The sequence below is a fragment of the Sphingomonas sp. GM_Shp_1 genome, from assembly GCF_026540895.1.
In the GTDB taxonomy this organism is placed as follows: Bacteria; Pseudomonadota; Alphaproteobacteria; order Sphingomonadales; family Sphingomonadaceae; genus Sphingomonas.
Genome location: NZ_JALNUR010000001.1, coordinates 63,276 through 89,217, shown reverse-complemented (window position 1 = coordinate 89,217; position 25,942 = coordinate 63,276). Strand labels below are relative to the sequence as shown.

Genomic DNA, 25,942 nt, shown 5'->3' with positions numbered 1-25,942 from the left:
GAGGGAGGTCGGGCGCATCTTTCGGATCGGCCAGGATTACTGCGCGGCGCTCTTCACATCGCCCTGCCCCATGGCCGAGACCAGGACATTGCCCGAGCCGGAGAAATTGGCGGCGGGCAGATCGGCGACCCGGTTGCCGACCTTCACCAGAACCCGCTCGACCGCGCCCTGGGCATTGGTGCGGACCGACTGGACCGCGCCGAGCGCACGGCCACGGGCGTCGGTGACGGCCATGCCTGGATTGACCGGGAAGGCCCCACCCTGCGCCGCGCCGCTACCGGCCAGCGCCAGATTGCCCGCACCCGACAGGCTACCGCCCGCCGCCGACAGCGCGCCCGATCCCGCGCCCGTCGCGGACCCCGCCACAGCAGCACCGCTGTTCGCCGCCCGGTCGGCCAGGTTGGACACCGCGCCACGCGCGCGGTTGCCGACTGCCCCTGCGGTATCCCGGACCTGCCCCGCGACGTTGCCGACGGTGTTCACTCCGCGACCCGCCGCGTCGCGCACCGCGTCGGTTCCGACCAGCTGCGCATCGACTCCGCCGCCCAGCGAGCCCGAGGCCGAGCCATTACCGCCGCCCGAGGCCTGCCCGATCCGCGTCGCGCTATCCAGCGTCGAGCCGCCCGAGGCTTCGCCCGACGCCGCCACCCGGCCGCGACGCAGATCGACATTGCGATCCGCCCGTGCCGACCCGCGCGTCCGGGTCGCCGTGTCCGTCGCGACCCGGCCGCGATCCGCCATACCGCTCAGCGAACCCGCACCCGCACCGGTGGCCGAGCCGGTCAGACCGCCGACCGTGCCGCCGAGCTGGCCACCCAGGCCACCGGCGCCACCAAGCAACTGCGCCGAAGCGGGCGCCGCTACCAGAGCAACGGCAAGGATCGCGCTACCGGAAAGAAACGTCTTCATCATCGTTCTCCTTAACTTCTGGAACGACAACGAAGCCGCCTGCGGGTTTAATCCCGGACGTCTCCAAAATTATTGCGCCCGAGTGCGACATTCCTCGCAAAGCATTCCACGACCATGATTTTTATCATGGCCCCGCGCCCCCAGATCCTTCGCCTCCCCATCCACGCGCGCAAGCGCGGCACGGGCCTGACCGGGTTTCAGCGCCGGATAGGCGGCGGCGATGCGTCCCGCGACCAGCGGCGCGGCAAAGGAGGTGCCGCGCACCTTCATCCGCCGACCGCTCAGCCCGATCGCCAGCATGTCGGCGGCGGGCGCGACATAATCGATATGCGAGGCACGGCCCGCCTCGATCAGCGGCCGGTTGCGCGCATCGACGCCGCTCACCGCCACCACGCCGGGATAGGACGCCGGATAGGCTGGCGGTGAGGCGGGACCGTTATTGCCGACCGCCGCGACGATGATCAGCCCGCGCGCCTGCGCCGCCGCGACCACCCGCGCGAGCAGCGGGTTGGAGGGGCCGACCAGGCTGATCGTCGCGACCGACACGCGCTGCTCGACCAGCCAGCCCAGCGCCTTGGCGATGGCGGTGGCATTGCCGCCCGCCGGGTCGGTGCCATAGACATCCGCCGACGCGATCCGCGCACCGGGCAGCGATCCCCGGACGCCGCCCCTGCCGCTGATGAGCGAGGCGACGGCGGTGCCATGATCGTCGGGCTTGGAAGCGCCGGTCGCGAAGCCGCGGATCACCGCCGCCCCTTCGACACCGCCGTCGATCACGCCGACCATCGTGCCCTGCCCCTCCGGCGCCGCGCCCCCGGCGAGCGTCGCCGCGCTCGCGCCGCTCGGCAAATGGAGCTGATCCGCACTGACCTCTCCGCCCAGCCTGTCGATCACGGCCAGCGCCTTTTTGAGCGGAAGGCCGTTCGGCACGCGCAACCGGACGAAGGACACGCCCAGCACATCGTCCCGCTCGATTACGCTGAAACCCTGTGCCGCGACGGCGGCGAGCAGCGCCTCGCTGGGGCCATCCACCACCACCTCGCCCGCACGCGCCGGGAAGCCGTTGGGGTCTAGCGCGATCGCATCGGGGTGATCGCGCACCAGTTGCGCATAGGCGGCGCGGCGCAGGTCATCGAGCCTGGCGGCGGTCGTGCTCGCCACCCGGTCGACCCCGCGCCGCAGCGGATCGACCACCCCGTCGACCATCGGCCGAATGGTTGAGGGGAGCCCGCCCGGCAGCGACGGCAGGTTGGGCAGCGTCCCGCCCAACTGCGCCCGGGCCCCGCCGACGCCGAGCGCACAGCCGCCCATGGCGGCCATCACGCCCAGAAACCGAAATGCCCGCTTGCCCACCGCCGCCCTCCTGTTGAAAAAACAATCCTGACATGGATCAGACGAACAGGGATTAAACGATCCGGGTCGTCCGTTTCATCCCTGAATTGAAGGAACCGCGCTTGGCTGCATTCGAGAAGGAGTTGTTGGCGCTGCTGCCGCGATTGCGGCGGTTCGCCCGATCGCTCACCCATGATGCGGCGGACGCGGACGATCTTTGCCAGGTCACGGTCGAAAAGGCGCTGCTCGCGCAAGGATCGTGGCAGGCGGGGACGAGATTGGATAGCTGGATGTACCGGATCATGCGCAACGCCTGGATCGACACCGCCCGTTCCCGCTCGCGCGCGGCGCAAACCTTCGTCGGCGAGGATGCCGGGCTGTCCGTCGGCGCGACCGGAAATGCCGAGGCGCGCGTCGCGCTGAACGAGGTGGACGCCGCGATGCGCACCCTGCCCGACGAACAGCGCGAGGCGGTGGCGCTCGTCCTGGTCGAAGGGCTGGCCTATAAGGAAGCCGCCGAGATCCTCGACATTCCCATGGGCACGCTGACCTCGCGGCTGGTGCGGGGACGACAGGCGCTGATGGCGCGACTGGGAGAAGCGGCATGACGATCGAACCGGAAATGCTGATGGCCTATGCCGATGGGGCGCTCGATCCCCTGAGCGCCAAGCGGGTCGAACGCGCCATCGCCGAGAACCCCGCGCTGGCCGACGAAATCGCCCGCCATCGGCGCCTGAAGGCCAGGCTCGCCAGCGCCTATGCGCCCATTGCGGATGAGCCCGTGCCCGATCGCCTGGCCGCGATGCTGACCGGCATCGTGGTGCCGATGCAGCCGCCGCTACGCCAACGCTCGCGCCTGTCGCTGCCGTTGTGGCAGTCGGCGGCGGCGATGGCGGCGTGTCTGGTGGTCGGGGTGCTGCTGGGGCGACAGGTGGATCAGGGGCCGATTTCCGCCACCGAGCATGGACTTTACGCCGCCGGGCCTCTCGCCAGCGCGCTCGACCGACAGGCGAGCGGGGGTGAGGGCGCGGTGCGGATCGCGGTCAGCTTCCGCGCGACGGACAATGATTTCTGCCGCGTCTTCCAGTCCGCCGCCGCCGACGGCATCGCCTGTCGCGACGCCAAGGGCTGGGCGCTACGCCGAACCATGCCGGGCAGCGCCCCCAAAGCGGGCGGCGGCTATGCCCAGGCGGGATCGTCCGACGCCGAACTGATGGCGGCGGCGCAGGACATGATGGCCGACATGCCGCTGGATGCGGAAGGCGAAAAGGCGGCCATCGCCAAGGACTGGCGCAGTCGCTGATCTTCCTGAAGGTCAGCGACGTGCGGGCAGCAGGTCTTCAATTCCTCCCCTGCAAGGGGAGGGGGACCATGCGAAGCATGGTGGAGGGGTGTCCCCCCTATCGAGAGCGCGACACCCCTCCGGCAGGCCTGACGGCCTGCCACCTCCCCTTCCAGGGGAGGAATGGTTCAATATCGACCCGCCCCAGCGTCCAATCGCGCTTTCGGAAAGCAAGCGTTTCGCCCGGCGCGCCATGCTCCGGGGTGCATCACGACCGCGCGTGACCTATCTTGATCCCATGAAAAAGATCGGTTTCCTGTCCTTCGGCCATTGGTCGCCCTCTCCTCAGTCCGCCACGCGCTCGGCGCAGGACGTGCTGCTCCAGTCGATCGACCTCGCGGTCGCGGCGGAAGAATTGGGGGCGGACGGTGCCTATTACCGTGTGCACCACTTCGCGCAGCAATTGGCCTCGCCCTTCCCGCTCCTTGCCGCCGTGGGCGCGCGGACGAAGCGGATCGAGATCGGCACCGGCGTGATCGACATGCGCTATGAAAACCCCTTCTACATGGTCGAGGATGCCGGATCGGCGGACCTGATCAGCGGCGGTCGCCTGCAACTGGGGATCAGCCGGGGTTCACCCGAACAGGTGATCGATGGCTGGCGGCATTTCGGCTATGGCCCCGCCCAGGGCGAGACCGACGCCGATCTGGGCCGTCGCCATGCCGAGGTGTTCCTGCACCTGCTGAAGGGGCAGGGTTTCGCCAAGCCCAATCCGCGCCCGATGTTCCCCAACCCGCCCGGCCTGCTTCGTCTGGAGCCGCATTCGGAGGGGTTGCGCGATCGTATCTGGTGGGGCTCCGCCTCCAACGCGACCGCGATCTGGGCGGCGAAGCAGGGCATGAACCTGCAAAGCTCCACGCTGAAGGCCGATGAGAGCGGCGAGCCCTTCCATGTCCAACAGGCCAAGCAAATCCGCGCCTATCGCGAGGCCTGGGCCGAGGCGGGGCATCAGCGGACGCCGCGCGTGTCGGTTTCCCGGTCGATCTTCGCGCTGACCACGGATCAGGACCGCGCCTATTTCGGGCGGGACGACAGCCAGGACCAGGTCGGCGTCATCGACAATATGCGCGCCGTCTTCGGCCGCTCCTATGCCGCCGAGCCCGAACGCCTGATCGAGCAACTTCGCGCGGACGAGGCGATCGCCGAGGCCGACACGCTGCTGCTGACCGTGCCCAACCAGCTCGGCGTGGACTATAACGCGCATGTGATCGAGAACATCCTGCGCCACATCGCCCCCGCGCTCGGTTGGCGCTGACGACGAAAGGCCTCGGCGAAAGCCGGGGCCTGGAAGCCGGTATGTCGATGACGGGGAAGAAATGGCGCGCCCGGAACGATTCGAACGTCCGACCCTCAGATTCGTAGTCTGATGCTCTATCCAGCTGAGCTACGGGCGCGCAGGGGTCTGATAAGACCGGATATGATCCACTGGCGCGCCCGGAACGATTCGAACGTCCGACCCTCAGATTCGTAGTCTGATGCTCTATCCAGCTGAGCTACGGGCGCGCTGTGGAGGTGGGCTCTTAGAAGCGGTTCGGGATCATGGCAAGCCCTTCGGCCCGGTTATCCACATTTTTTCGGAACGCGCCCGCAAAGCGTCCGTGAGGCATTTTCCCAAGCGCTCTCTTCCGTCTAGGATGGTTGCGATGATCCATCCGTCCTTTCCCTCGATCCGTCCCTCAATCCGCTCCGGCCCGATGATCGCGCTGCTCGGCCTGTTGTCCGCCACGATGCTGGCCGGATGCGCGCGCGACCGCGACACGATGCCCTATCCCTCGCTCGCGGTCCGCCCGGTCGAGAAGCAGGGCTTTGCCGAGCCGGTGACCAAGCCAGTCGCGCTACGCCCCGATCCCGCGCTCGATACGCAGATCGCCGGGATCGCCGATCGCCTGACCGCCGTGGAGGGGGAATTCGCCAAGGCCTATGACCAGGCCCGCGCCGGCGCGGCCAAGGCTCGTGGGCAGAGCGTGGGCAGTGATACCTGGCTGGCCGCGCAGACCGATCTGGCGGCGCTGGACGAAATCCGGGCGCGGACTTCGGGCTTGCTGACCGAGATCGACGACCGCGCCATCGCGCGTGCGGCCGCGCTGGAACCGGACTATCCCGCGCTCACCGCGCTGCGCGAGCGGGTGGCTGGCGCGGCCGAGCGTCAGGCGAAGCAGATCGCGGCGCTGTCCGCCAGCCTGCCGAACAGCTGATCCGCTCAGAACCGCCGGATGAAGGGCAGGACGCTGGAATAATCGTCGGTCCAGGGCGCAAGGCTTGGCGGGGCCGTCGCGAGTTTCCAGTCGCCGCCCCTCGCCTCCAGCGCGCGGAGCACGTCCGCATCGCGCGACAGGGCCAGCCAGACCGAGGTGGTGGCCGATTCCTGCTCGTCCAGGTCCGAGGGGATATAGGTCAGCTTACCGACCGCCCAGCCGCCATCACGCGCGGCGGCGGCCACCAGCGGCTCCAGATCGACGAAACGATTGGAGATATGGACCAGCAGCAGCCCGCGCCGCGACAACACCCGCGCATAGGTGGCAAAGGCCTCGCGGGTCAGCAGATGCGCGGGCACGGCGTCGGAGGAGAAGGCGTCCAGCGCGAGGAGGTCGAAACCATCGCTCGCCTCGGCGGCCAGTCGGATACGCGCATCGCCGATGCGGATGACCGGATCGGGCAGGCAGCGGCGCAAATAGCTGAACTGGCCGGTGTCGCGCGCGATGCGGACGATGACGGGATCGATCTCGTAGAAGCGCCAGCTCTGCCCCGGCTGGGCGTAGCAGGCGAGCGTTCCGGTCCCCAGCCCGACCACGCCGATCCGTGCCGAGGGTCCGAAGATGGCGGGCGCGGCGCGCATGGCCCGACCCACGCCGGAATCGGGGGCATAATAGGTGGTTGGCGTCCGCTCGCGCGCTTCCGATCCGCGTAGCTGGATGCCATGGACGGTCGACCCATGGTCCAGTTCGCGGCGACCGACCTCGTCGCGCACGGTATAGACGCCGAAATAGCTGCGCATCCGGGCGTCGCGCTCCATCGACAGCGACAGGGCGCGATAGCCGCCGAACAGCACCAACGCCGCCGCCAGCAACAGGGCAAAGCCCGTCCGCGCGCCGATCGTCACGAAGGCGAGCAGCGCGATCACCAGGAAGATCGGCCCCTGCCGCTCCTCGCCGAACCACTCCGCCTGCCCTAGCAGCCTGAGGCCGAGCAACAGGCCGATGACGAAGACCAGCGCGACAAGCATGACGCGGCGATGCCGCAGCCATGCATGGCGCAACCCCATGGTCATGAACTGCTGCGGGATCAGCACGCCCGCCGTCAGGATCAGCAGCGGATATTCATAGGTCCAGTCGAACAGCACCGGCGCCAATATCCCGGCGAACACACCGCCCAGCGCGCCGCCGACCGCCATCGACAGATAGAAACCAGTCAGCCGATCGACCGCCGGTCGCGCCCGGTAGAGCGCGGTATGCAACGCCACCGACACCATGAAGAGCAGCAGCAGCGCGACGACGACATTGAAATAGGGCCGCCCCGGATAGCCGCCCATGATGACCCCGCCGAACAGCAACAGGGTGACGGGCGCGATCCGGGTCAGCGTGTCCGCCGCCGCGCGCCGCGTCGCGAAGGCGATGATGAAGCTCAATAGATACAGCCCCAGCGGCAGCACCCAGAGCAGTGGCATCGCCACAATATCGGCGGTGATATAGGTCGAGGTCGCCAATACCAGCCCCGAGGGCACCGCCGACAGCGCGGTCCACAGCGCCACCTTCCGCCATCCCGGTGCCGTCGAGACGGGCGCCTCCGCCCTCTCCCGATCCTGCCCGCTCGGCAACCGCGTCGCACAGGCGAGCACCATCACCGCCAGCAGGGCGTAGCCGACGCTCCACAACCGACTCTGCCCATGAAGCGTCATCATTGGCTCGACCAGCAGGGGATAGGCAATCAGCCCGGCAAAGCTGCCCAGATTGGAGGCCGCATACAGCGCATAGGGGTTACGCCCCGGCTCGGCGAGCGCGAACCAGCGCTGGATCAGCGGGGCCTGCGCCGACACCGCGAAGAAAAGCGGCCCGATGGACAGGCCCAGCAACCACGGCACCCACAAGGCGGGCTCCGCATCGGGCGGCAATTCGACCGCCATCAACCCGATGGGAAGCCACAGCGCCGCGCCCGCCAGCAACGCCAGATGGATGCCCGCCTGAACCCGCGGTCGCCACCGGCCCAGCGCATGGGCATAGGCATAGCCGCCGAGCAGCAGCGCCTGATAGACGAACATCGCCGAGTTCCACACCGCCGGCGCGCCGCCCAGCCGGGGCAACGCCATCCGCGCGACCAGCGGCTGGACGAGGAACAGCAGGAACGATCCGGTCAGGATCGTCGCGACGAACAGCGCGCGCGCGGGCAGGCCGGACGATCGGGCGATCACTCCCGTGCCGGGCTCAGGCGTTCAGCAGACGCGCGGCATGGGCGGCGTGATAGGTCAGCACCCCCGCGCACCCCGCCCGCTTGAACGCCATCAGCGTCTCCAGCACCATGGCGTCGCGGTCGGCGGCCCCGGCGGCCACCGCCGTCTCGATCATCGCATATTCGCCCGACACCTGATAGGCGAAGGTCGGCACGCGGAATTCGTCCTTAACCCGGCGGATGATGTCGAGATAGGGCAGACCCGGCTTCACCATGACGCTGTCCGCGCCCTCGGCCAGATCCAGCGCGACCTCGCGCAGCGCCTCCTCGGCATTGGCCGAGTCCATCTGATAGGTGCGCTTGTCGCCCTTCAGCAGACCGCGCGTGTTCACCGCGTCGCGGAACGGCCCGTAAAAGGCGCTGGCGTACTTCGCGGCATAGGCCATGATCTGGACATTCACGAAGCCCTCCGCCTCCAGCGCGGCACGGATCAGGCCGATGCGTCCGTCCATCATGTCCGACGGCGCGATCACGTCCGACCCGGCCCGCGCCTGGGTCAGGGCCTGTTGCACCAGCGCGTCGGCCGTGCTGTCGTTGACGACATAGCCTGCCGCATCGACCAGCCCGTCATGGCCATGCGTGGTATAGGGATCGAGCGCGACATCGGTCAGCACCCCGATCTGCGGCACCGCATCCTTGATCGCCCGGATCGCCCGGCACATCAGGTTATCGGGGTTCTGCGCCTCGCGCCCGTCATCGGTGCGCAGGTGCGAAGGCGTGTTGGGGAACAGCGCCAGGCACGGAATGCCCAGATCCGCCGCCTCGCGCGCCCGCGCCACGATCCCGTCCAGCGACCAGCGCGATACGCCGGGCAGGCTGGCAATGGGTTCCTCCACCCCCTGCCCCTCGGTCACGAACAGCGGCCAGATCAGATCGGCGGGGGTCAGCACATTCTCGGCATGCAGCCGACGGCTCCAGTCGGAGGCGCGGGTACGACGAAGGCGAAGCGCGGGATAGGAAGCGGTCATCCTTATGGCATTTGGGGGATCGTACCGCGCTTGCCAAGCGTTGGATGAGAGCGTTCCGGGTGCGAAAGGATATGAGGGTGAGAGAGATACGATCGGCCGCGATGGTGGTGAATGCCAAATCGCGGCGCGGACAGGCGCTGTTCCGACAAGCCTGCGCCGCCTTGTCCGGCCTCCCCTACCCCGTCGATGCGCGCGCGGTGGAGGACCCGGAGGATCTGGAACCGACGGTCCGCGAGTTGCTGGCGGCCAAGCCCGACCTGCTGATCCTGGGCGGCGGCGACGGGACGATCAGCGGGCTGGTCGACCTGATAGTCGGGCATGACGTGATGCTGGGCGTCCTGCCGCTCGGCACTGCGAACAGCTTCGCGCGGTCACTGAACATCCCGCTCGATATCGAGGGCGCGGTGGAGGTGATCCGCACCGGTCGCCCGCGCCGCATCGACCTGGGCATGATCGACAACGACTATTATGCCAATTGCGCCGCCATGGGGATGAGCCCCAAGATCGCCGAAACCGTGCCCCATGGTCTGAAGCGCGTGGCGGGGCGGCTGGGCTATCTCGGCTGGGCGGCCTATCAGTTCCTGCGCTTCCGCCCCTTCACCCTGATCGTCGAGCAGAACGGCAAGCGCGAGCGGCTCCGCGTGGTCGAGGTGCGTATCTCCAACGGTCCCTATCATGGCGGCACCGAGTTGGTGGAATCGGCGGCGGTCGATTCGGGTGAGATCGTGGTGCAGGCGGTGTGCGGCCATGTGAAGCGCCGCCTGATCGTCAACTGGGCGGCGAGCGTCCTGCGCAGCGACTATCGCAAGGAAAAGGTCCGCGAGTTCCGGGGCCGGGAGATCAAGCTGAACACCATTCCCCCGCTGCCCATCTCGATCGACGGCGAGGTGCTCGCCCGCACCCCGGTCACCGCGAAGATCGCGCCCGGCATCATCGAGGTGATGGCCCCGGCGGAGTAACCCAATCCTCCCCATCACCGATGGGGAGGGGGACCGCCGCGAAGCGGTGGTGGAGGGGCATCGCCGCTGGCGATTATCCGACCGGCATCGCCTTGTTCGTCGGTTGCCCTTCCGCCAGCACCTGTTCCTCGCATTCCTGCTTGTCGACCACGGCCATCCGCCCCTTGCGCCAATTGCCATAGCGATAATAGCCGATCGTCATCACCATCGAGGCGAGCGAGCCCGCCGGAAAGCTCCACCAGATCGCGTCCGCCCCCAGGCTGGGTTCCAGCAGATTGGCAAGGCCGAAGCGGACCGGAAACATCGAGATCGCCAGGATGACGAGCGGCCCCACCACCGCGCCATTGGCCCGAACCGTTGCCGCCAGCACCATCGACACGCCGAACAGCATGAAGCTCCATCCGGCGATCAGGTTGATCCGCGTCGCGATCCCGATCGCATCCCGCTCGCTGCCCAGGAACAGCCACAGGACGTGCCGGTCGAGCAGCGTCACCGCCAGCAGCAGCACGCCGGTCAGGAGCAGGTTCATCCGAAGCCCCGCATTCGTGATGCGGTCGACGCGGTCCCACTGGCCCGCCCCGATATTCTGTGCCGCCATCGCGCTGACCGCCGCGCCGACCGCCATGGCGGGCATCTGGATATAGGTCCAGAGCTGGTTCGCCGCGCCGTAAGCCGCCGTGGTCGCGGTGCCATGCCGGTTGACCAGCCCCATCATCGCCAGCGCCGAGGTGGAGACGACCAGCATCTGGAGCCCCATCGGAAAGCCCTTGACCACGATCGTCTTGAGCAGCGTCGGCGTCGGGATCAGATAGCGCCACTCCGCCCCGCGCAACCGGATGACGAGATCCTTGGCGTAGAGATAGACGACCATCGCGAGCAGCGAGCCGCTATTGGCGATCAGCGTCGCCACCGCCGAGCCCTCGATCCCCAGCGCCGGTGCCGGGCCGAGCCCCAGGATGAAGACGGGGTTCAGTACGACGTCGAGCACCGAGCCCAGCGCCATGAACTTCAACGGGGTGATCGAATCGCCCACCCCGCGCAACGCCATGGTCAGCAGCACGCCGATGAACCCCGGCGGCATCGCCACGAAGATCACGCGAAGATAGGCGAGCGCCAGCGGATAGACCTCGGCCGGGGTCGCCAGCGCGCGCAGGATCGCGGGCGCGGCCAGCCAGCCGACCACCACTGTCAGGGTCGAGATGACCACGAACAGCCCCAGCGCCGATCCCAGCACCCGGCGCACCGCCTCGACATCCCGCCGACCCATATTCTGGCCGATCAGGATCGTCGCCGCCATGCCGAAGCCGAAGGTCGCGGCAACCAGCAGGAACATGATGATATTGGCGTTGGTCGTCGCCGCCAGCGCGCGCTCGCCCAGAAACTGGCCGATCCAGATCGCGTTGATCGAGCCGTTCAGCGATTGCAGTACGCTCGACCCCAGAGTGGGCAGTGCGAACAGCAGCAGCGTCTTGCCGATCGGACCCGCGGTCAGGTCACGACGTCCGTTGGGGGCACTCACGGCTTGGGCTCTCCCTTGGCCGTTTCCTCTTCGACGAAACGCGCCATCGCGGCATATTGGAACATGGGTCGGCGGTCGCCAGGACCCGAATAGAGCCCGCGCAGATACCCCCAGTCGAACGGCGTCATCGCCTCCGGCGCGGCGCCGTCGGCATCGAACAGCGATAATATGGTGGACACGCCTTCGCCCTTGCGCGGGCGGATCTGAGCGAGCAGCCGCATCGTCGTGTAATCGGCGATCTGGTTGACGGTCTTTCCCTCCGCCGCACCATTGTCGATCAGCACCAGGGCGGCGGCGATATGGGCTTTGGTGGACAGGCTGATCCGGCTGGCGGTCGGAATGCGCAGCGTGGGCACCCCGCCGCCGATCTGGATCAGGGGATCGCCGTCGCGGCTGGTGATCGCCGTCAGGCTCCAGGCATGGACCGGTCCCTTGTCGCGGGTCAGCGCGCTGACCTCATGCGTGGACAGGGTGCCGAACACGCTCGGACGATGATCGGCGAGCCAGGCGACCTGCCGGGCGCCGTTTTCGACGAACAGCACGAGGACATTGGGGCTGCATTTTTCACCGCCCAGTCTGATCCCCAGCCGCTCGGCATGCTCCAGAATGCGGTTCGCGATCGGCACCGCGGCCTTTGCCGACATGCCGGAAATGGCGATGCACAAGGGCTCGGTCATGCGGGCCAGCGGTTCGTCGCCGGACGGATAGCCGGAGATCGAACCGAACCAGCGCAGGGTCTGCCGCCGGTCGGGCAAGGGTCGTGCAGTCACGACGACCGGGTCACTCGCCGTCGCGCCGCTCTGCGCCAGCGTGACGGCACCGTTCGATGCTCCGGCGAAAGAGGCAAGCAATGTCAAAGCCTTCAAAATGGTCTTTCGCATCGCTTGCTCCTTTCGATATGGCTTCAGCCTGCCAGAGCGTCCCGAACCGCCTGGAGCGCTTCGGCCCCCTTGGTGCCGTCCGGGCCGCCGCCCTGGGCCATGTCGGGACGGCCGCCGCCGCCCTGCCCGCCCAGCGCCGCCACCGCCTTGCGCAGCAATTCGACGGCATTGTGCTTACCCGTCAGGTCGTCGGTGACGCCGACCGCGACCGAGGCGCGGCCGTCATTCACCGCGACCATCACCGCGACGCCAGGTCCCCCCAGCCGCTGCTTGGCATCGTCCACCGCACCGCGCAGCCCCTTGGCCTCGAAGCCTTCGAGCACCTGGCCGATGAACGCCACGTCGCCGATCTGCTGCGGCCCCGCCGCCGCACCGCCCGCGCCGCCACCCATGGCGAGCGCCTTCTTGGCCTCGGCGAGTTCGCGCTCCAGACGCCGACGATCCTCGACCAGCGCGGCGATGCGCGCGGGCACCTCATCGGGCGTGGTCTTCAACGTCGCGGCGGCCGCCTTCAGCATCTCGTCACGATGCGACAGATAGGCGCGTGCACCCTCGCCGGTCAGCGCCTCGACACGGCGAACGCCGCTCGACACCGCGCCTTCGGAGACGATCTTGAACACGCCGATCTCGCCCAGCGCGTTCACATGGGTGCCGCCGCAGAGTTCGAGAGAGTAGGTGCCGTCGGCATCTTCGCCCATCGACACGACACGAACCTCGTCGCCATATTTCTCACCGAACAGCGCCATCGCGCCCATTTCGATCGCTTCGTCGGGCGTCATCAGGCGGGTGACGACCGGGCCATTGCCGCGCACCTGCTCATTCACGCGCGTCTCAACCTCGGCGATGTCGTCGGCGGTCATGCCGACCGGCTGCGAGAAGTCGAAGCGCAGCCGCTCCGGCGCGACCAGCGAGCCCTTTTGCGCGACATGGGTGCCCAGCCGCTGGCGCAGCGCCTCGTGCAGCAGATGCGTCGCCGAGTGGTTGGCACGGATCGCGGCGCGGCGGGTGGTGTCGATGGCCAGCTTCATGCTGTCGCCGACCTTGATCCCGCCCTCCTGGATCTCGGCATTGTGCACGAAGACGCGGCCGAGCTGCTTGGAGGTGTCGGTGACGACCGCCTTCAGCCCGGTATCGCTGGAGATGGTGCCGGTATCGCCGACCTGCCCGCCGCTCTCGCCATAGAAAGGCGTCTGGTTGACGATGATCGCGACGCTCTCGCCGGCCGCCGCGCTGTCGACCCGCGCACCGTCCTTGACCAGCGCCAGCACCTCGCCCTCGCCCGTGTCGGAGGCATAGCCCAGAAATTCGGTCGAGCCGGTCTCTTCGGCGATGTCGAACCACACGTCATCCGACGCCTTCGCGCCCGAGCCCTTCCAAGCGGCGCGCGCGGCGCGCTTCTGTTCGGCCATGGCGGCGTCGAAGCCCGCCCGGTCGACCGACAGGTTCTGCGCCCGCAGCGCGTCCTCGGTCAGGTCATAGGGGAAGCCATAGGTATCATAGAGCTTGAACGCCGTCTCACCCGCCAGCGTCGCACCGGGCGCCATGCCCGCCGTCGCTTCGTCAAGCAGCTTCAAACCCTTGTCGAGCGTCTGGCGGAAGCGCGTCTCTTCCTGCTTCAAAGTCGCCTCGATCAGCGGCTGCGCACGGACCAGCTCGGGATAAGCCGCGCCCATCTCGGCGACCAGCGCCGGGACCAGCCGGTGCATCAACGGCTCCTTCGCGCCCAGCAGATGCGCATGACGCATCGCGCGGCGCATGATGCGACGGAGCACATAGCCGCGCCCTTCATTGGCGGGCAGCACCCCGTCCGCGACCAGGAAGCCCGCCGAGCGCAGATGGTCGGCAATGACGCGGTGCGAGGCCTTCTGCCCATTCTCGGCCTTGGTGTGGGTCAGTTCACACGAAGCCGCGATCAGTGCCTTGAACGTATCCGTGTCGTAATTGTCGTGCACACCCTGGAGCACGGCGGCGATCCGCTCCAGCCCCATGCCGGTGTCGATCGACTTCTTGGGCAGTTCGCCGACGATCTCATTGGCTTCCTGCTCGAACTGCATGAAGACCAGGTTCCAGATCTCGACGAATCGGTCGCCATCCTCCTCCGGGCTGCCGGGAGGACCACCATAGATATGGTCGCCGTGATCGTAGAAGATTTCGGAGCACGGACCGCACGGCCCGTTCTCGCCCATCGCCCAGAAATTGTCCTTGGTCGGGATGCGGATGATCTTGTGCTCGGGCAGGCCCGCAATCTTCTTCCACAGGTCGAACGCCTCGTCATCGGTGTGATAGACGGTGGCGGTCAGCTTTTCGGCGGGAATGCCCCAGACCTTGGTCAGCAGGGTCCAGGCATGGGTGATCGCCTGTTCCTTGAAATAATCGCCGAACGAAAAATTGCCCAGCATTTCAAAGAAGGTATGGTGCCGCGCGGTATAGCCGACATTGTCGAGATCGTTATGCTTGCCCCCGGCGCGGACGCATTTCTGCGAGCTGGTCGCGGTCGAATAGGGGCGCGATTCCAGGCCGGTGAACACGTTCTTGAACGGCACCATGCCCGCATTCACGAACATCAGCGTCGGGTCGTTCTGCGGCACGAGCGGAGCGGAGGGCACGATCTGGTGCCCTTGCGCACCGAAATAGTCGAGAAAGCCGCGGCGGATGTCGTTGGTCGAGGTCATGGCCAAGCGACTTAGGCGAGGTTTCGCGCGCGCTCAAGCGCTCGCGCATTCGGGGCGATCCGTCGCATCGACACTTTCCGCATCGCATGCCCAGCGCAATCCGTCGGGCAACTCGTCCGCCGACAGGTCGATCTGGAGCACCCGGCGATGCCGGCCCGGGCTGGACCGAGCCGAAGCGTGGAGGATGAGGGTGCGGTAGAGCCAGACCGAACCCGCCTCCGCCAGGCAGATCGCATCGCCATGCCGTGCGACCGCGGCTTCGATGGACGGCTCGGGAATGAGCCCCAGTCGATGCGATCCCGGCGCGACGATCAGCGGCGCATTGTCGGCGTCGACGGGATCGAGATGGAAGCGCACTGTCACCATCCGCTCCAGCAGTGATACGGGCGGTGCGACATGGACCCGGCCCTGCTTGACCGTCCAGGGGCCGAAGCCCGCCACCTCGCGCCGCTCAACGACTTCGATGGTCCGATCCTGATGCCAGGCGAGTGCCCAGTTGGCTCCGTCCGCCTTGTCGAACAGCAAGGCTCGAACCGGGCGCATGGTGGGGGCGCGATCCGCGACCAGTTGCCGGACACCCGTCAGCGCGGCCGCTCGCCTTGGGTCGATGCGCTGGCCTGGGCGACCGGACGGCCAATCGGCGAACAGCGCGGCCAGTTCGGCCATTTCCCCGTCATCCAGCCGCGACGGCCTTAGGGCATAACCATGCTCGTCCAGTTCGGCCATCATCCGATCGGGGCATCGATCGAACGCGGCGGCTGCGAGAACCAGACGGGCCCGCTTTCGGTCATGTGGAAGCAATCCTCGATTCGGATGCCGAACTTGCCGGGCAGATAGAGCCCGGGCTCGTTGGAAAAGCACATGCCCGGCGCCAGCGGCGTCGCCTCGCCCCGGACCAGATTGACCGGCTCATGCCCGTCCATCCCGATGCCGTGGCCGGTGCGGTGCGACAGGCCCGGCAGGCGATAGTCCGGACCAAACCCTTGCACGGTGTAGAAGCGCCGCACCGCATCGTCGATGCTCCCGGCCGGAGCGCCGATGCGCGCCGCACTCTGCGCGACTTGCTGCCCGCGCGCGACCAAGTCCCAGACCTTGCGCTGCTCCGTACTGGCCGTGCCATGTACCCAACTGCGCGAGACGTCGGACTGATAGCCCTCGACCGTGCAGCCACAGTCCATCAGGACGACCTGCCCGTCCGCGACCCGGTGCACCTGCTTGCTGCCATGCGGATAGGCGGAGGCTTCGCCGATCAGCGCCATGCTGAATTCCGGGCTGCCGCCGAGTTTGCGGGTCGCGGCGCTCATCAGCGCGCCGATCTCCGCGCCCGTCATTCCCCTCTCGACACGCGGATGGAGCCAGCGATAGGCGGCCATGGTCACATCGGTCGCCAGCTGCATCAGCGCTATTTCGGCGGGGGTCTTCACCATCCGGCATCCACGCACGACCGGATTGCCCGAAACCAGCCGCGCGTCCGGCAATGCCTTTTGGAGGCCGTCGAAGGCGAAGAAGCGCGCCGTCTCCTCGATGCCCACGGGACGCCCCGTCAACTTGCGGTCGCGCAGGAATCCCGCGACGATGGCGAGGGGATTCTGATCCTCCTGCCAAACCCGCACCTCGGCGGGGACGGCCAGCGTCTCGCGGACCGAGGGTTCCTCGAAAAAGGGCGTGACGATGCACGGCTCGCCCTCGACCGGCAGGATCGCGGCGGTCAGCCGCTCGCTCCGGCCCCAGCGGACACCGGTGAAATAGACCAGGCTCGATCCCGGCTCGATCAGGACCGCGCCGATGCCCTTCGCCTTCATCAGTCCTTGCGCCCGCGCCAGCCGCCGCGCCCGTTCTTCCGGCCCGATCGGCACCGCACCGCCGGTCACGTCGGACAGTCCCGCCAGATCGGGTTCGGCGGCGCGCAACAGCCCCGGACGGATCAGGAGCGGCAGGGCGGCGGCCGCGATCAGCGCGCGGCGGGACAACAGGGTCGGCATGACGGGCACGATAGGGTCCTTGACCTGAGCGCCGCAATGCCCTTGGCTCGCGCGTGGAACTTATATTGGGGGATGCATGGCCAAGCGGCTGACCTTGTACATCTTCATCGGGCTGGTCCTGGGCCTGATCGTCGGGCTTGCGATCAACCTTTCGCTCGACGACGGCAGCGCGGCGGCGAGCGCGCAACTGACGACGATCGCCAAATATTTCGCGATCGTCACCGGGCTGTTCCTGCGCCTGATCAAGATGATCATCGCGCCGCTGGTCTTCGCGACCCTGGTGTCGGGCATCGCGCAGATGGGCGATACCAAGGCATTGGGGCGGATCGGCTTCCGCTCGCTGGCCTGGTTCATTTCGGCCAGCCTCGTCTCGCTCAGCCTGGGCATGATCCTGGTCAACCTGTTGCAGCCGGGCGTCGGCCTGAACCTGCCGCTGCCCGCCGTCACCGCCGATAGCGGGGTGGTGAAGGCGGGGTTCGACCTGCAGAAATTCGTCACCCATCTGGTCCCCGCCTCGCTGATCGAATCGATGGCGACCAACGAGGTGTTGCAGATCGTCGTCGGATCGATCTTCCTGGGCGTCGCGATCACGGCGGTCGGCGAGCGCGCCGCGCCGCTGGTCCGCGCGGTCGATGCGCTGGTCGCCGTCATGTTGCAGGTGACCGACTATGTCATGCGCGTCGCCCCGGTCGCGGTGTTCGCGGCGGTGGCGGGGACGCTGATCGAGCAGGGGCCGTCGGTGATCGGCAAGCTCGCCATCTTCATGGGCAGCTTCTACCTCGGCTTGCTGCTGCTGTGGTGCGTGCTGCTCGGCATCGCGACGCTGTTCATCGGGCCGCGCATCCGCGACCTGATCGCGCATATCCGCGCGCCGCTGATCCTGGCCTTTTCGACCGCGTCGTCCGAGGCGGCCTATCCGCGCATCCTGGAGGGGCTGGACCGGTTCGGCGTGCCGCCGCGCATCGCCAGCTTCGTGCTACCGCTCGGCTATTCGTTCAATCTCGACGGCTCGATGATGTACATGACCTTCGCGTCGCTGTTCATCGCGCAGGCTTACGGAATCGACCTGTCGATCGGGCAGCAGATCACCATGCTGCTGGTCCTGATGGTCACGTCTAAGGGGATTGCGGGCGTGCCGCGCGCCTCGCTGGTGGTGATCGCGGCGACCATGCCGATGTTCAACATTCCCGAAGCCGGGTTGCTGCTGATCCTGGCGGTCGATCATTTCCTCGACATGGGCCGCTCGGCGACCAACGTCATCGGCAATGCGGTGGCGAGTGCGGTGATCGCGAAATGGGAAGGCCCGCTCGACCCGCCCGAGCCAGTGGACGTCGAATCGCTGCGGGCGCCATCGGGCACGCCCGCCGAGCCGGCGCCGGACAGCTTTCGGCAGATCGGGGGGCATTGAGCCCGTTCGCGCAGAGGATGGTGCGCGGACGCGTCACCATCCTCTGCGGTTCAGCGACGCCGGGTAAGTCGCAACGGGCGGGGCATGGGATGAACCCGAGCCTCCGCCCTCACGCATAGGCATAGGGCCCGCCCTTGGCGAGCGCGGCCTGATAGGCGGGGCGGGCATGGATCCGCTCCAGCCAAGCGATCGTCACGGGGCGGCTTTCGTTCAGACCGGCGCGGGCGCGCGCGGCCTCCAGCGGGAAGCTCATGATGATGTCGGCGGCGGTCATCTGCTCGCCCGCGAACCAGGGCGCGCGTTGCAATTCGCTTTCGATATAATCGAGATGACGGTCGATCATCGGCCGGAAGCGCTTGATCGCGGCCTTGCCCATCACCGGTATGCGGCTGAGCACGAGCAGGACGAACAGCGGCGGCATCAGCGACCCTTCGGCATAATGCAGCCAAAAGCGCCAGCGCTGCATGGCTTCTCGATGCGCGGGCGGCCCCAGGCGGCCGTCGCCCTTGCCGACCAGATATTCGATGATCGCCCCCGTCTCGGCGATCACCATGCCGTCATCCTCGATCACCGGCGACTTGCCGAGCGGATGCACGGCACGCAGCTCGCGCGGGGCCAGCATTGTCTTGGGATCGCGCTCATAGCGCTTCACCTCATAAGGCAGCCGGAGTTCCTCCAGCATCCAGAGGATACGCTGCGAGCGGCTGTTTTCCAGATGATGGACGATGATCGTCATGCCTGTTCCCCATGATGCGCGCGCGATAACGCATCAATCGTCCTGCGGGGCCCAATCCGGGCTTCGGGGAAGTCGTCGCTTGCCGCGATCAGGATGGGCAAGGACCGGGCCGCCATGATCCGATCCATGTGCCAAGATTGAACCCCGCGGGCAGGATGCTCGGCCAAACACCTCTGCGTTCTCTGCGCGAACCCTGTTCGCGAGCGACCAAGGCCGATCGACATTCCCCATTCCTCCCCTGGAAGGGGAGGTGGCAGGCAAGGCCTGACGGAGGGGTCTCGCGCTCTCGATAGGGGGATACCCCTCCACCATGCTCCGCATGGTCCCCCTCCCCTTGCAGGGGAGGAATGAAGGCAGTGCGGCCCGAACGATCGGAACTAAGTAAGATCGAACGTCGGCGCGCCGACCCGACCGCCACACGCCTATCCCACACCACCTCGCGCATGGGCGCGCCAGATCCAGGCGGACGCGGGCAGAACGACGCGATCCTCCACCCGATAGTCCGACAGAGCCCGCCCCAACGCCTCGACGATCCGGTCGCGTTCATCGGGAGTGGCCCCACCGATCGCCCGAGCGGCGGGGCCGATACGCGACAGGAAGGCGACCGCATCAGCGACCGGATCGTCGCCCGCTCCGACGACATATTCAAAGGAGAGGCGCGCCGCCGCGCCCGGCACCCATCCCGCCTGCTCCAGCCAGTCCGCCACCCTATGGCTGTCGGCGAAGGCGAAGGGACCGGGCTCATATCCGGCGGGCGTGGGGGGCGTGTGTCCGATCACCGCATCGGCGAGGGTCGCGAAGCCGTTATGCCCGCGCTCATCGAAACAGGAAAAGATGAACGCGGCATCATCGGTCGCCGCTTGGCGGAACCCTTTAAAAGCCGCGACCGGATCGGGGAAGAACATCACGCCGTGGCGCGAGACGAAGAGGTCGAAAGGCCCCTCCCGCGCCGCCCATTGGATCGCATCGTCGCGGCGAAAACGCAGATGCGCCTCGTCCGCCCCGCCGCCCTCGTCCGCCGCCCGACCCTGCGCGACGGTTACCAGATCCGGCGACAGATCGACCCCCGTCACGCGCAACCCGGGGCGCACGGCATGAAGCGCCAGGCTGGTCGCACCCGCCCCGCTTCCGATATCGAGCGCCAGCCCCTGTTCGGGGGCGACCGCCGCGATCGCGGCGTTCAGGTGGCGCGACAGATCGGCGAGGCTGCGATCGGTGCGACGCCATTCCGCCGCCCAGACATCGCCGACCCGGCCACGCCAATCCAGTCCGCTGGTCATCGCCCCACCCCATATGCGCCAGAAGCGAAACGGCCCGCCATCGCTGGCGGGCCGTTCCCCTGGTTCAGATATCATCCTCGGCATCGGGGCCGGTCATCATCTCCTCGGCGACCTTTTCCGTCCGCTGACGGATGGCGCGCTCCAGACGATCGGCCATGTCGGGATTGTCGCGCAGATAGGTCTTGGCGTTCTCGCGCCCCTGCCCGATCCGCACCGAGTCGTAGGAGAACCAGCTCCCCGACTTCTCGACCAGCCCGGCCTTCACGCCCAGATCGAGGATCTCGCCGATCTTGGAGATGCCCTCGCCATACATGATGTCGAATTCGACCTGCTTGAACGGCGGTGCGACCTTGTTCTTCACCACCTTCACGCGGGTGGCGTTGCCGGTCACTTCCTCACGATCCTTGATCGCGCCGGTGCGACGGATGTCGAGCCGGACCGAGGCATAGAATTTCAGCGCATTGCCGCCCGTCGTCGTCTCCGGGTTGCCGTACATCACGCCGATCTTCATGCGGAGCTGGTTGATGAAGATCACCATGCAGCGCGAACGGCTGATGGAGCCAGTCAGCTTGCGAAGCGACTGCGACATCAGACGAGCCTGGAGGCCGACATGGCTGTCGCCCATCTCACCCTCGATTTCCGCACGCGGCACGAGCGCGGCGACCGAGTCGACCACCAGCACATCGATCGCGTTCGAGCGGACCAGCGTGTCGGTGATTTCCAGCGCCTGCTCGCCGGTGTCCGGCTGCGACACGATCAGTTCGTCGATATTGACGCCCAGCTTCTTGGCATAGACGGGGTCGAGCGCGTGTTCGGCGTCGACGAAGGCGGCGGTGCCGCCCATCTTCTGCGCCTCGGCGATGACGTGCAGCGCCAGCGTCGTCTTGCCCGACGATTCGGGGCCGTAAACCTCGATCACACGGCCGCGCGGCAGGCCGCCGACGCCGAGTGCGATGTCCAGGCCCAGCGAGCCGGTCGAGATCGCCTCGACCTGCATCGTTTCCTTCTGCCCCAGCTTCATCGCCGAGCCCTTGCCGAATGCCCGGTCGATCTGGGCGAGCGCGGCGTCGAGCGCCTTTTGCCGGTCTGCGTTTGCGGTTGCCATGCCTGTTTCGATCACTTTCAGATTGGCGGCCATCAGATGCTTCCCTCGCTAGACCATGCGCGTGGTCCATTCAACGCATCTGCTATGTATGTGTTTTGTTCCGTGAGAACAAGAGCGGAACAAAACTCACTGCAAAAATGTCGGCAGGACCCACCAGCCCCGTGCCGAAGCGGTCCGCGCCGCCGCGTCGCGCGCCGCCACATCGCGGAAGATCGCAAAGCAGGTCGCCCCCGATCCCGACATGCGCGCCAAGTCGACGCCCGCCGCGCCCTCCAGCAGCGCCAGCACCGCATCGATCTGCGGCGCGATGGCGCGGGCCGGGGGCTCCAAGTCGTTGCGTCCGTCCACCGCGACCGCCATCGCATCGCCCTCACCCAGCGGCCCGCGATCGACCTGGTCCCAGCGCCCGAACACCGCCGCCGTCGATACCGCCACGCCCGGATTGACCAGCAGCACCGGCCGGTCGCCGAGCGGCGGCAGCGGCCGAAGCGCATCCCCCTTCCCCTCGCCCCGCGCCGTCCGCCCAAGCAGACAGGCGGGAACATCCGCGCCCAGACCGGCCGCCAGCGCGAACAGCTCGGCATGGTCGAGCGGAACGTCATGCAACCGCGCCAGTGCCCGCAGCGTCGCCGCCGCATCCGCCGAACCGCCGCCGATCCCGGAGGCTATGGGAAGATGCTTGTCGAGTGTGATGGCATGACCCCCGGTGACGCCGAAGCGCTCGCCAAAACGGCGCGCCGCACGGGTGACCAGATTGTCCTCCTTAGCCTCGCCCGCCAGCACCGCGGCAAAGGGGCCGGTCAGGGTCAGGCTGGTCGTCGTCGCCGGTTCGACCGTCACCCTGTCGCCGTCGCGGCAAAAGGCGAACAGCGTTTCCAGATCGTGATAGCCATCGGCGCGGCGACGGCGGACGTGAAGGGCCAGGTTGATCTTGGCGGGGGCGGTCTCGACGATGACGGTCATGCCCCGCCCATGCGTCGCCCGGCGCGGCGCGGCAAGACCGTTCGCCACGTCGTTCAGCGCGCCAGCTTCGTCGCCAGCGCCGCCTGCTCGGTATCGTCGGCGGTCAGCGCCGCCGCACGCCAGGCATAGCGCGCCTCATAATGCCGCCCCAGCGCCCAATAGATATCGCCCAGATGGTCGGCGATCTCGCTATTGGCGGGTTCGGCCATCGCCGCCTGCTCGACCAGGGGCAGCGCGCGCCCGGTCTGCCCCGCCTTGTGATAGCCCCAGCCGAGCGAGTCGGTGACCGAGGCATCGTCCGGCGCCAGCTTGCTCGCGCGTTCGAGCAGCGCCAGCGATCCGGCCACGTCCTCCCCCCGCTCGATCCGCGCATAGCCCAGATAGTTGAGCGCCAGCGGCTCGTCCGGCCCCAGCGCCACCGCACGGGCGAGCGCGGCATCGGCCTCGTCCTTGCGCCCCGCCTGATCCAGCGCGCCGCCATATTGCAGCCAGGCGGCCCAGGGCAGCGGCGGGTCGGCGCGGGTCACGCGTTCATACCAGGGGGCGGCGTCGGCGGGGCGCTTGGCGGCGATCAGCTGGTCGGCATAGACCTGCCAGTCATCGACCCCCGCCGTTTTCGCGGTCGCCAGCCCCTTCGCCAGCATCAGCGCCTCACCCGGGCGGCCCGCCTCTCCCAGCAGGCCGATCCGCACCACCGCCGCCCGGTGCGCGAAGGCGCGGTCGGGATCGACGCCCTCCAGCGCGGCGATGGCGGCGTCCCAGGCCTCGTCCTTGGCCAGCGCCTCCGCCATCAACAGGCGGGCCCGGTCGTTGCCAGGATCGGCGATCAGGGCGGTACGGGCGAGCGCGATCACCAGCGGGCGCGGCCCCTCGCCCACCAGTTCGGCCCCGACGCGCGCGAACAGTCGCGATACGCCGAAGCCGAGATCGGGCTTGCGGCCCAGCTTCCCGCGCTCCGAAGACACCAGCGGATCGGTCAACAGGCCACGGGCATTGGCCTCATCGCCCCGCCCCGCCATCAACTCCGCCGCTGCGATCCGCGTGTCGGCGGGGGCCCGCATCGCCTCCAGCAGTACGCGCGCCGCCGGATCGTCCATCCGCCGCCCGGCCAGCGCCAGCAGCAGGCGATGTTCCTCGGCCAGCCGCCGCGCGACCGGCTCCTTGCCCGCGCTGTCCAGTGCCGCTTCGACCGGCTGCTTGCGGTCCCACGCACCCCATGCCCGCAGGACCGGCGACAGGATGCGCAGAGCACCGCCATCGATCCGGGTCAGCGCGCCATCATACGCCTTTCGATCGCCTTTGTGGGCCGCGATGGCCAGGTCGAGCAGCGCCACGTCGATCGGCGCGACCTTCTCGGCCTCCATCACGCGGGCGGCGCGCAGGGCGAGCGCTTCGTCGCCGCTGATCATCGCCTCGCGATAGGCCCGGACCGCGACGGCGGGATCGTCGGGCCAGTTGGTCAGCACGACCGCATAGTCGCTCGCCGCCGCCGCCGAACGTCCCTCCGCTGCCGCGACCCGCGCGGACAGATAGGCGGCGAGCGGCTCGGGGCCCGCCTTCACCGCAGCGACCGCCGGGGTCGACGCGATCGCCGCGATCGCCGCGATCAGGGCAAGGGCCGGGCCCCGGACGAGGGACGAACGCTTACATATTGGGATAATTGGGTCCTCCGCCGCCTTCCGGCACGACCCAGTTGATGTTCTGGGTCGGGTCCTTGATATCGCACGTCTTGCAGTGGACGCAGTTCTGGGCGTTGATCACGAACTTCGGATCGCCCTCGTCCACACCCACCACCTCGTAAACGCCGGCCGGGCAGTAGCGTTGCGCGGGCTCGTCGAACAAGGGCAGGTTGTGCGCGATCGGAACGCTGGCGTCCTTCAGCGTCAGATGGACCGGCTGATCCTCCTCATGATTGGTGTTCGACAGGAACACCGAGGACAGACGGTCGAAGGTCAGCACGCCATCGGGCTTGGGATAATCGGGCTTCTTCACCTGATCCCTGCGCCACAGGCTTTCGTGATCGGGCTTGTGCTTCATGGTGAAGGGCATCTTGAGGCCAAAATGCTCGGCCCACATGGTCACGCCCGCCAGGCCGGAGCCCAGCGTGTCGCCATATTTCTTGACCAGCGGTACGACGTTGCGGACCGTCGACAGCTCCTTGTAGAGCCATGAGGCGCGGAACGCCTCCGGATAGTCGGTCAGCTCGTCACCCTCGCGACCCGCCTGTACCGCCGCGAAGGCTGCCTCCGCCGCCAGCATCGCCGACTTCATCGCGCCGTGCGTGCCCTTGATGCGGGGTACGTTGAGGAAACCCGCCGAACAGCCGACCAGCACGCCGCCAGGGAAGGTCAGCTTCGGGATCGCCTGAAGCCCGCCGTCATTGATCGCCCGCGCGCCGTAGGAGACGCGCTTGCCGCCCTTCAGCAGTTCGGCGATGACCGGATGGGTCTTCCACTTCTGCATCTCCTGGAAGGGGGAGATGTAAGGGTTGGTGTAGTTCAGCCAGGTCACGAAACCGAGCGCGACCTGCCCGCCCGCCTGGTGGTAGATGAAGCCGCCGCCATTGGCGTCGTGGCCCAGCGGCCAGCCCTGGGTGTGGATCACTCGGCCCGGCACATGCTTGGCGGGGTCGATGTCCCACAATTCCTTCACCCCCAGGCCATAGACCTGCGGATCGCTGTCGCGGGCGAGGTCGAACTGGCGGATGATCTCCTTGGACAGATGGCCGCGAACGCCCTCGGCGAAGAAGGTGTACTTGGCGTGGAGTTCGAGGCCTGGCTGGTAATCGGGCTTGCGCGTGCCGTCGCGTGCCACACCCATGTCGCCGGTCGCGACCCCCTTTACCCGGCCATCCTCGTGGAACAGGATTTCGGCGGCAGCGAAGCCGGGGAAGATCTCGACCCCCAACTCCTCGGCCTTGCCCGCCAGCCAGCGGCACAGATTGCCCAGGCTTCCGGTATAGGTGCCCTTGTTGTGCATGAAGGGCGGGGTCAGCGCGTGGGGCAGGTTGCGATGCTTGCCCGCGCTCAATATCCAGTGGAGATTCTCCGTCACCGGCACCTCGGCCAGCGGACAGCCATCCTCGCGCCAATCGGGCAGCAGTTCGTCCAGCGCGATCGGGTCGATCACCGCGCCCGACAGGATATGCGCGCCGACCTCGGACCCCTTTTCCAGCACGCAGACCGACAATTCGCCGCCCTGCTCGCCCGCGAGCTGTTTCAGGCGGATCGCCGCCGACAGGCCCGCCGGACCAGCGCCGACGATCACCACGTCATAGGGCATCGATTCGCGTTCGCTCATGGCATCCTCGCATTGTGACCGCGCCGCTGCCGTAGCGTCCCGCTATGGCGGGTTCGTCCGGGCGCGGACGGGAAACATCTTGTCCCGACCGTCGATCCGACAGATTGACGCGCACGTCAACCTTGCAGCATGGAAGCAAGTCA

Annotated in this window: 21 protein-coding genes and 2 tRNA genes; 6 read left to right on the top strand and 17 right to left on the bottom strand. The window is 67.7% G+C overall.

The window, feature by feature from the left end; translation table 11 throughout:
• Positions 1-36 precede the first annotated feature (36 nt).
• Together OXQ33_RS00435 and OXQ33_RS00430 are read right to left on the bottom strand one after the other, a co-directional pair.
• On the bottom strand, positions 37-912 hold the full coding sequence (locus OXQ33_RS00435) for a hypothetical protein (protein ID WP_267432509.1): 876 nt from the start codon (positions 910-912) through the stop codon (positions 37-39).
• Between the two features lie 66 nt (positions 913-978).
• Entirely contained in the window at positions 979-2,262 is a 1,284-nt protein-coding gene (locus OXQ33_RS00430; protein WP_267432507.1) for a S8 family serine peptidase, read from the bottom strand.
• A gap of 101 nt (positions 2,263-2,363) precedes the next feature.
• On the opposite strand from OXQ33_RS00430, the gene OXQ33_RS00425 reads away from it, so the two are divergent.
• The 3 genes from OXQ33_RS00425 to OXQ33_RS00415 all read left to right on the top strand — a co-directional run bounded on the left by OXQ33_RS00425 (position 2,364) and on the right by OXQ33_RS00415 (position 4,838).
• A complete protein-coding gene (locus tag OXQ33_RS00425) occupies positions 2,364-2,849 on the top strand; it encodes a sigma-70 family RNA polymerase sigma factor (RefSeq protein ID WP_267432505.1) in 486 nt (161 codons plus the stop codon).
• Positions 2,846-3,544, top strand: a complete 699-nt coding sequence (locus OXQ33_RS00420) for an anti-sigma factor (protein WP_267432503.1) — start codon at positions 2,846-2,848, stop codon at positions 3,542-3,544. Before OXQ33_RS00425 ends, OXQ33_RS00420 begins: the two co-directional genes overlap by 4 nt.
• 277 nt (positions 3,545-3,821) lie before the next feature.
• Positions 3,822-4,838 carry an LLM class flavin-dependent oxidoreductase gene (locus OXQ33_RS00415; RefSeq protein WP_267432501.1) on the top strand — a complete coding sequence of 339 codons (1,017 nt, stop codon included), beginning with the start codon at positions 3,822-3,824 and terminating at the stop codon, positions 4,836-4,838.
• 62 nt (positions 4,839-4,900) lie between these two features.
• On the opposite strand, the gene OXQ33_RS00410 is transcribed toward OXQ33_RS00415, so the two are convergent.
• Positions 4,901-4,977: transfer RNA gene (locus tag OXQ33_RS00410), tRNA-Arg, on the bottom strand.
• 32 nt (positions 4,978-5,009) lie between these two features.
• Positions 5,010-5,086 (bottom strand) — tRNA-Arg (locus OXQ33_RS00405).
• Between the two features lie 140 nt (positions 5,087-5,226).
• Here OXQ33_RS00405 and OXQ33_RS00400 point away from each other — a divergent pair.
• Positions 5,227-5,778, top strand: a complete 552-nt coding sequence (locus tag OXQ33_RS00400; RefSeq protein WP_267432499.1) for a hypothetical protein — start codon at positions 5,227-5,229, stop codon at positions 5,776-5,778.
• A gap of 5 nt (positions 5,779-5,783) precedes the next feature.
• Here OXQ33_RS00400 and OXQ33_RS00395 read toward each other — a convergent pair whose 3' ends face one another.
• Positions 5,784-7,988, bottom strand: a complete 2,205-nt coding sequence (locus tag OXQ33_RS00395; RefSeq protein ID WP_267432497.1) for a fused MFS/spermidine synthase — start codon at positions 7,986-7,988, stop codon at positions 5,784-5,786.
• A 13-nt stretch (positions 7,989-8,001) separates the two neighbouring features.
• The gene (gene hemB / locus OXQ33_RS00390; RefSeq protein ID WP_267432495.1) at positions 8,002-8,994 is read right to left on the bottom strand and encodes a porphobilinogen synthase; all 993 of its coding nucleotides are present in this window, start codon (positions 8,992-8,994) and stop codon (positions 8,002-8,004) included.
• A 71-nt stretch (positions 8,995-9,065) separates the two neighbouring features.
• Here hemB and OXQ33_RS00385 point away from each other — a divergent pair, with 71 nt between their 5' ends.
• Complete coding sequence (locus OXQ33_RS00385; RefSeq protein ID WP_267432493.1) at positions 9,066-9,953, top strand: diacylglycerol kinase family protein; 888 nt, start codon at positions 9,066-9,068, stop codon at positions 9,951-9,953.
• 73 nt (positions 9,954-10,026) lie between these two features.
• Here OXQ33_RS00385 and OXQ33_RS00380 read toward each other — a convergent pair whose 3' ends face one another.
• From OXQ33_RS00380 to OXQ33_RS00360, 5 genes are read right to left on the bottom strand one after another with little or no spacing between them, the layout of a single operon-like run.
• Positions 10,027-11,472, bottom strand: a complete 1,446-nt coding sequence (locus OXQ33_RS00380; protein WP_267432491.1) for an MATE family efflux transporter — start codon at positions 11,470-11,472, stop codon at positions 10,027-10,029.
• On the bottom strand, positions 11,469-12,353 hold the full coding sequence (locus tag OXQ33_RS00375) for a hypothetical protein (RefSeq protein ID WP_267432489.1): 885 nt from the start codon (positions 12,351-12,353) through the stop codon (positions 11,469-11,471). Before OXQ33_RS00375 ends, OXQ33_RS00380 begins: the two co-directional genes overlap by 4 nt.
• Before the next feature lie 23 nt (positions 12,354-12,376).
• Positions 12,377-15,025, bottom strand: coding sequence for an alanine--tRNA ligase (alaS, locus tag OXQ33_RS00370; protein ID WP_267432487.1), 2,649 nt, complete (start codon positions 15,023-15,025; stop codon positions 12,377-12,379).
• A 33-nt stretch (positions 15,026-15,058) separates the two neighbouring features.
• Positions 15,059-15,754: a phytanoyl-CoA dioxygenase family protein gene (locus tag OXQ33_RS00365; protein WP_267432485.1), complete on the bottom strand. Its 696-nt coding sequence runs from the start codon at positions 15,752-15,754 to the stop codon at positions 15,059-15,061.
• Positions 15,751-17,007: a Xaa-Pro peptidase family protein gene (locus tag OXQ33_RS00360; protein ID WP_267432712.1), complete on the bottom strand. Its 1,257-nt coding sequence runs from the start codon at positions 17,005-17,007 to the stop codon at positions 15,751-15,753. The genes OXQ33_RS00365 and OXQ33_RS00360 overlap by 4 nt, the downstream gene beginning before the upstream one ends.
• A 76-nt stretch (positions 17,008-17,083) precedes the next feature.
• Here OXQ33_RS00360 and OXQ33_RS00355 point away from each other — a divergent pair, with 76 nt between their 5' ends.
• The gene (locus tag OXQ33_RS00355) at positions 17,084-18,415 is read left to right on the top strand and encodes a dicarboxylate/amino acid:cation symporter (RefSeq protein ID WP_267432483.1); all 1,332 of its coding nucleotides are present in this window, start codon (positions 17,084-17,086) and stop codon (positions 18,413-18,415) included.
• A gap of 109 nt (positions 18,416-18,524) precedes the next feature.
• On the opposite strand, the gene OXQ33_RS00350 is transcribed toward OXQ33_RS00355, so the two are convergent.
• From OXQ33_RS00350 to OXQ33_RS00325, 6 genes are all read right to left on the bottom strand, one after another.
• Positions 18,525-19,151 carry a glutathione S-transferase gene (locus tag OXQ33_RS00350; RefSeq protein ID WP_267432481.1) on the bottom strand — a complete coding sequence of 209 codons (627 nt, stop codon included), beginning with the start codon at positions 19,149-19,151 and terminating at the stop codon, positions 18,525-18,527.
• 422 nt (positions 19,152-19,573) lie between these two features.
• A complete protein-coding gene (locus tag OXQ33_RS00345; protein WP_267432479.1) occupies positions 19,574-20,431 on the bottom strand; it encodes a class I SAM-dependent methyltransferase in 858 nt (285 codons plus the stop codon).
• Between the two features lie 64 nt (positions 20,432-20,495).
• A complete protein-coding gene (gene recA, locus OXQ33_RS00340) occupies positions 20,496-21,569 on the bottom strand; it encodes a recombinase RecA (protein WP_276039583.1) in 1,074 nt (357 codons plus the stop codon).
• A 93-nt stretch (positions 21,570-21,662) separates the two neighbouring features.
• On the bottom strand, positions 21,663-22,499 hold the full coding sequence (locus OXQ33_RS00335; RefSeq protein WP_267432477.1) for a 4-(cytidine 5'-diphospho)-2-C-methyl-D-erythritol kinase: 837 nt from the start codon (positions 22,497-22,499) through the stop codon (positions 21,663-21,665).
• A gap of 53 nt (positions 22,500-22,552) precedes the next feature.
• Positions 22,553-24,061 (bottom strand): tetratricopeptide repeat protein, encoded by a 1,509-nt coding sequence (locus OXQ33_RS00330; protein WP_267432475.1) that lies wholly within the window; start codon positions 24,059-24,061, stop codon positions 22,553-22,555.
• 82 nt (positions 24,062-24,143) lie between these two features.
• Positions 24,144-25,799 (bottom strand): electron transfer flavoprotein-ubiquinone oxidoreductase, encoded by a 1,656-nt coding sequence (locus tag OXQ33_RS00325; protein WP_267432473.1) that lies wholly within the window; start codon positions 25,797-25,799, stop codon positions 24,144-24,146.
• Positions 25,800-25,942 lie beyond the last annotated feature (143 nt).

Coding starts and splice junctions, on each gene's coding strand:
- OXQ33_RS00435 (WP_267432509.1), bottom strand. CDS start 912: ATGATGAAGACGTTTCTTTCCGGTAGCGCGATCCTTGCCGTTGCTCTG.
- OXQ33_RS00420 (WP_267432503.1), top strand. CDS start 2,846: ATGACGATCGAACCGGAAATGCTGATGGCCTATGCCGATGGGGCGCTC.
- OXQ33_RS00415 (WP_267432501.1), top strand. CDS start 3,822: ATGAAAAAGATCGGTTTCCTGTCCTTCGGCCATTGGTCGCCCTCTCCT.
- OXQ33_RS00400 (WP_267432499.1), top strand. CDS start 5,227: ATGATCCATCCGTCCTTTCCCTCGATCCGTCCCTCAATCCGCTCCGGC.
- hemB (WP_267432495.1), bottom strand. CDS start 8,994: ATGACCGCTTCCTATCCCGCGCTTCGCCTTCGTCGTACCCGCGCCTCC.
- OXQ33_RS00385 (WP_267432493.1), top strand. CDS start 9,066: ATGAGGGTGAGAGAGATACGATCGGCCGCGATGGTGGTGAATGCCAAA.
- OXQ33_RS00375 (WP_267432489.1), bottom strand. CDS start 12,353: ATGCGAAAGACCATTTTGAAGGCTTTGACATTGCTTGCCTCTTTCGCC.
- alaS (WP_267432487.1), bottom strand. CDS start 15,025: ATGACCTCGACCAACGACATCCGCCGCGGCTTTCTCGACTATTTCGGT.
- OXQ33_RS00365 (WP_267432485.1), bottom strand. CDS start 15,754: ATGATGGCCGAACTGGACGAGCATGGTTATGCCCTAAGGCCGTCGCGG.
- OXQ33_RS00360 (WP_267432712.1), bottom strand. CDS start 17,007: ATGCCGACCCTGTTGTCCCGCCGCGCGCTGATCGCGGCCGCCGCCCTG.
- OXQ33_RS00355 (WP_267432483.1), top strand. CDS start 17,084: ATGGCCAAGCGGCTGACCTTGTACATCTTCATCGGGCTGGTCCTGGGC.
- OXQ33_RS00350 (WP_267432481.1), bottom strand. CDS start 19,151: ATGACGATCATCGTCCATCATCTGGAAAACAGCCGCTCGCAGCGTATC.
- OXQ33_RS00345 (WP_267432479.1), bottom strand. CDS start 20,431: ATGACCAGCGGACTGGATTGGCGTGGCCGGGTCGGCGATGTCTGGGCG.
- recA (WP_276039583.1), bottom strand. CDS start 21,569: ATGGCCGCCAATCTGAAAGTGATCGAAACAGGCATGGCAACCGCAAAC.
- OXQ33_RS00335 (WP_267432477.1), bottom strand. CDS start 22,499: ATGACCGTCATCGTCGAGACCGCCCCCGCCAAGATCAACCTGGCCCTT.
- OXQ33_RS00325 (WP_267432473.1), bottom strand. CDS start 25,799: ATGAGCGAACGCGAATCGATGCCCTATGACGTGGTGATCGTCGGCGCT.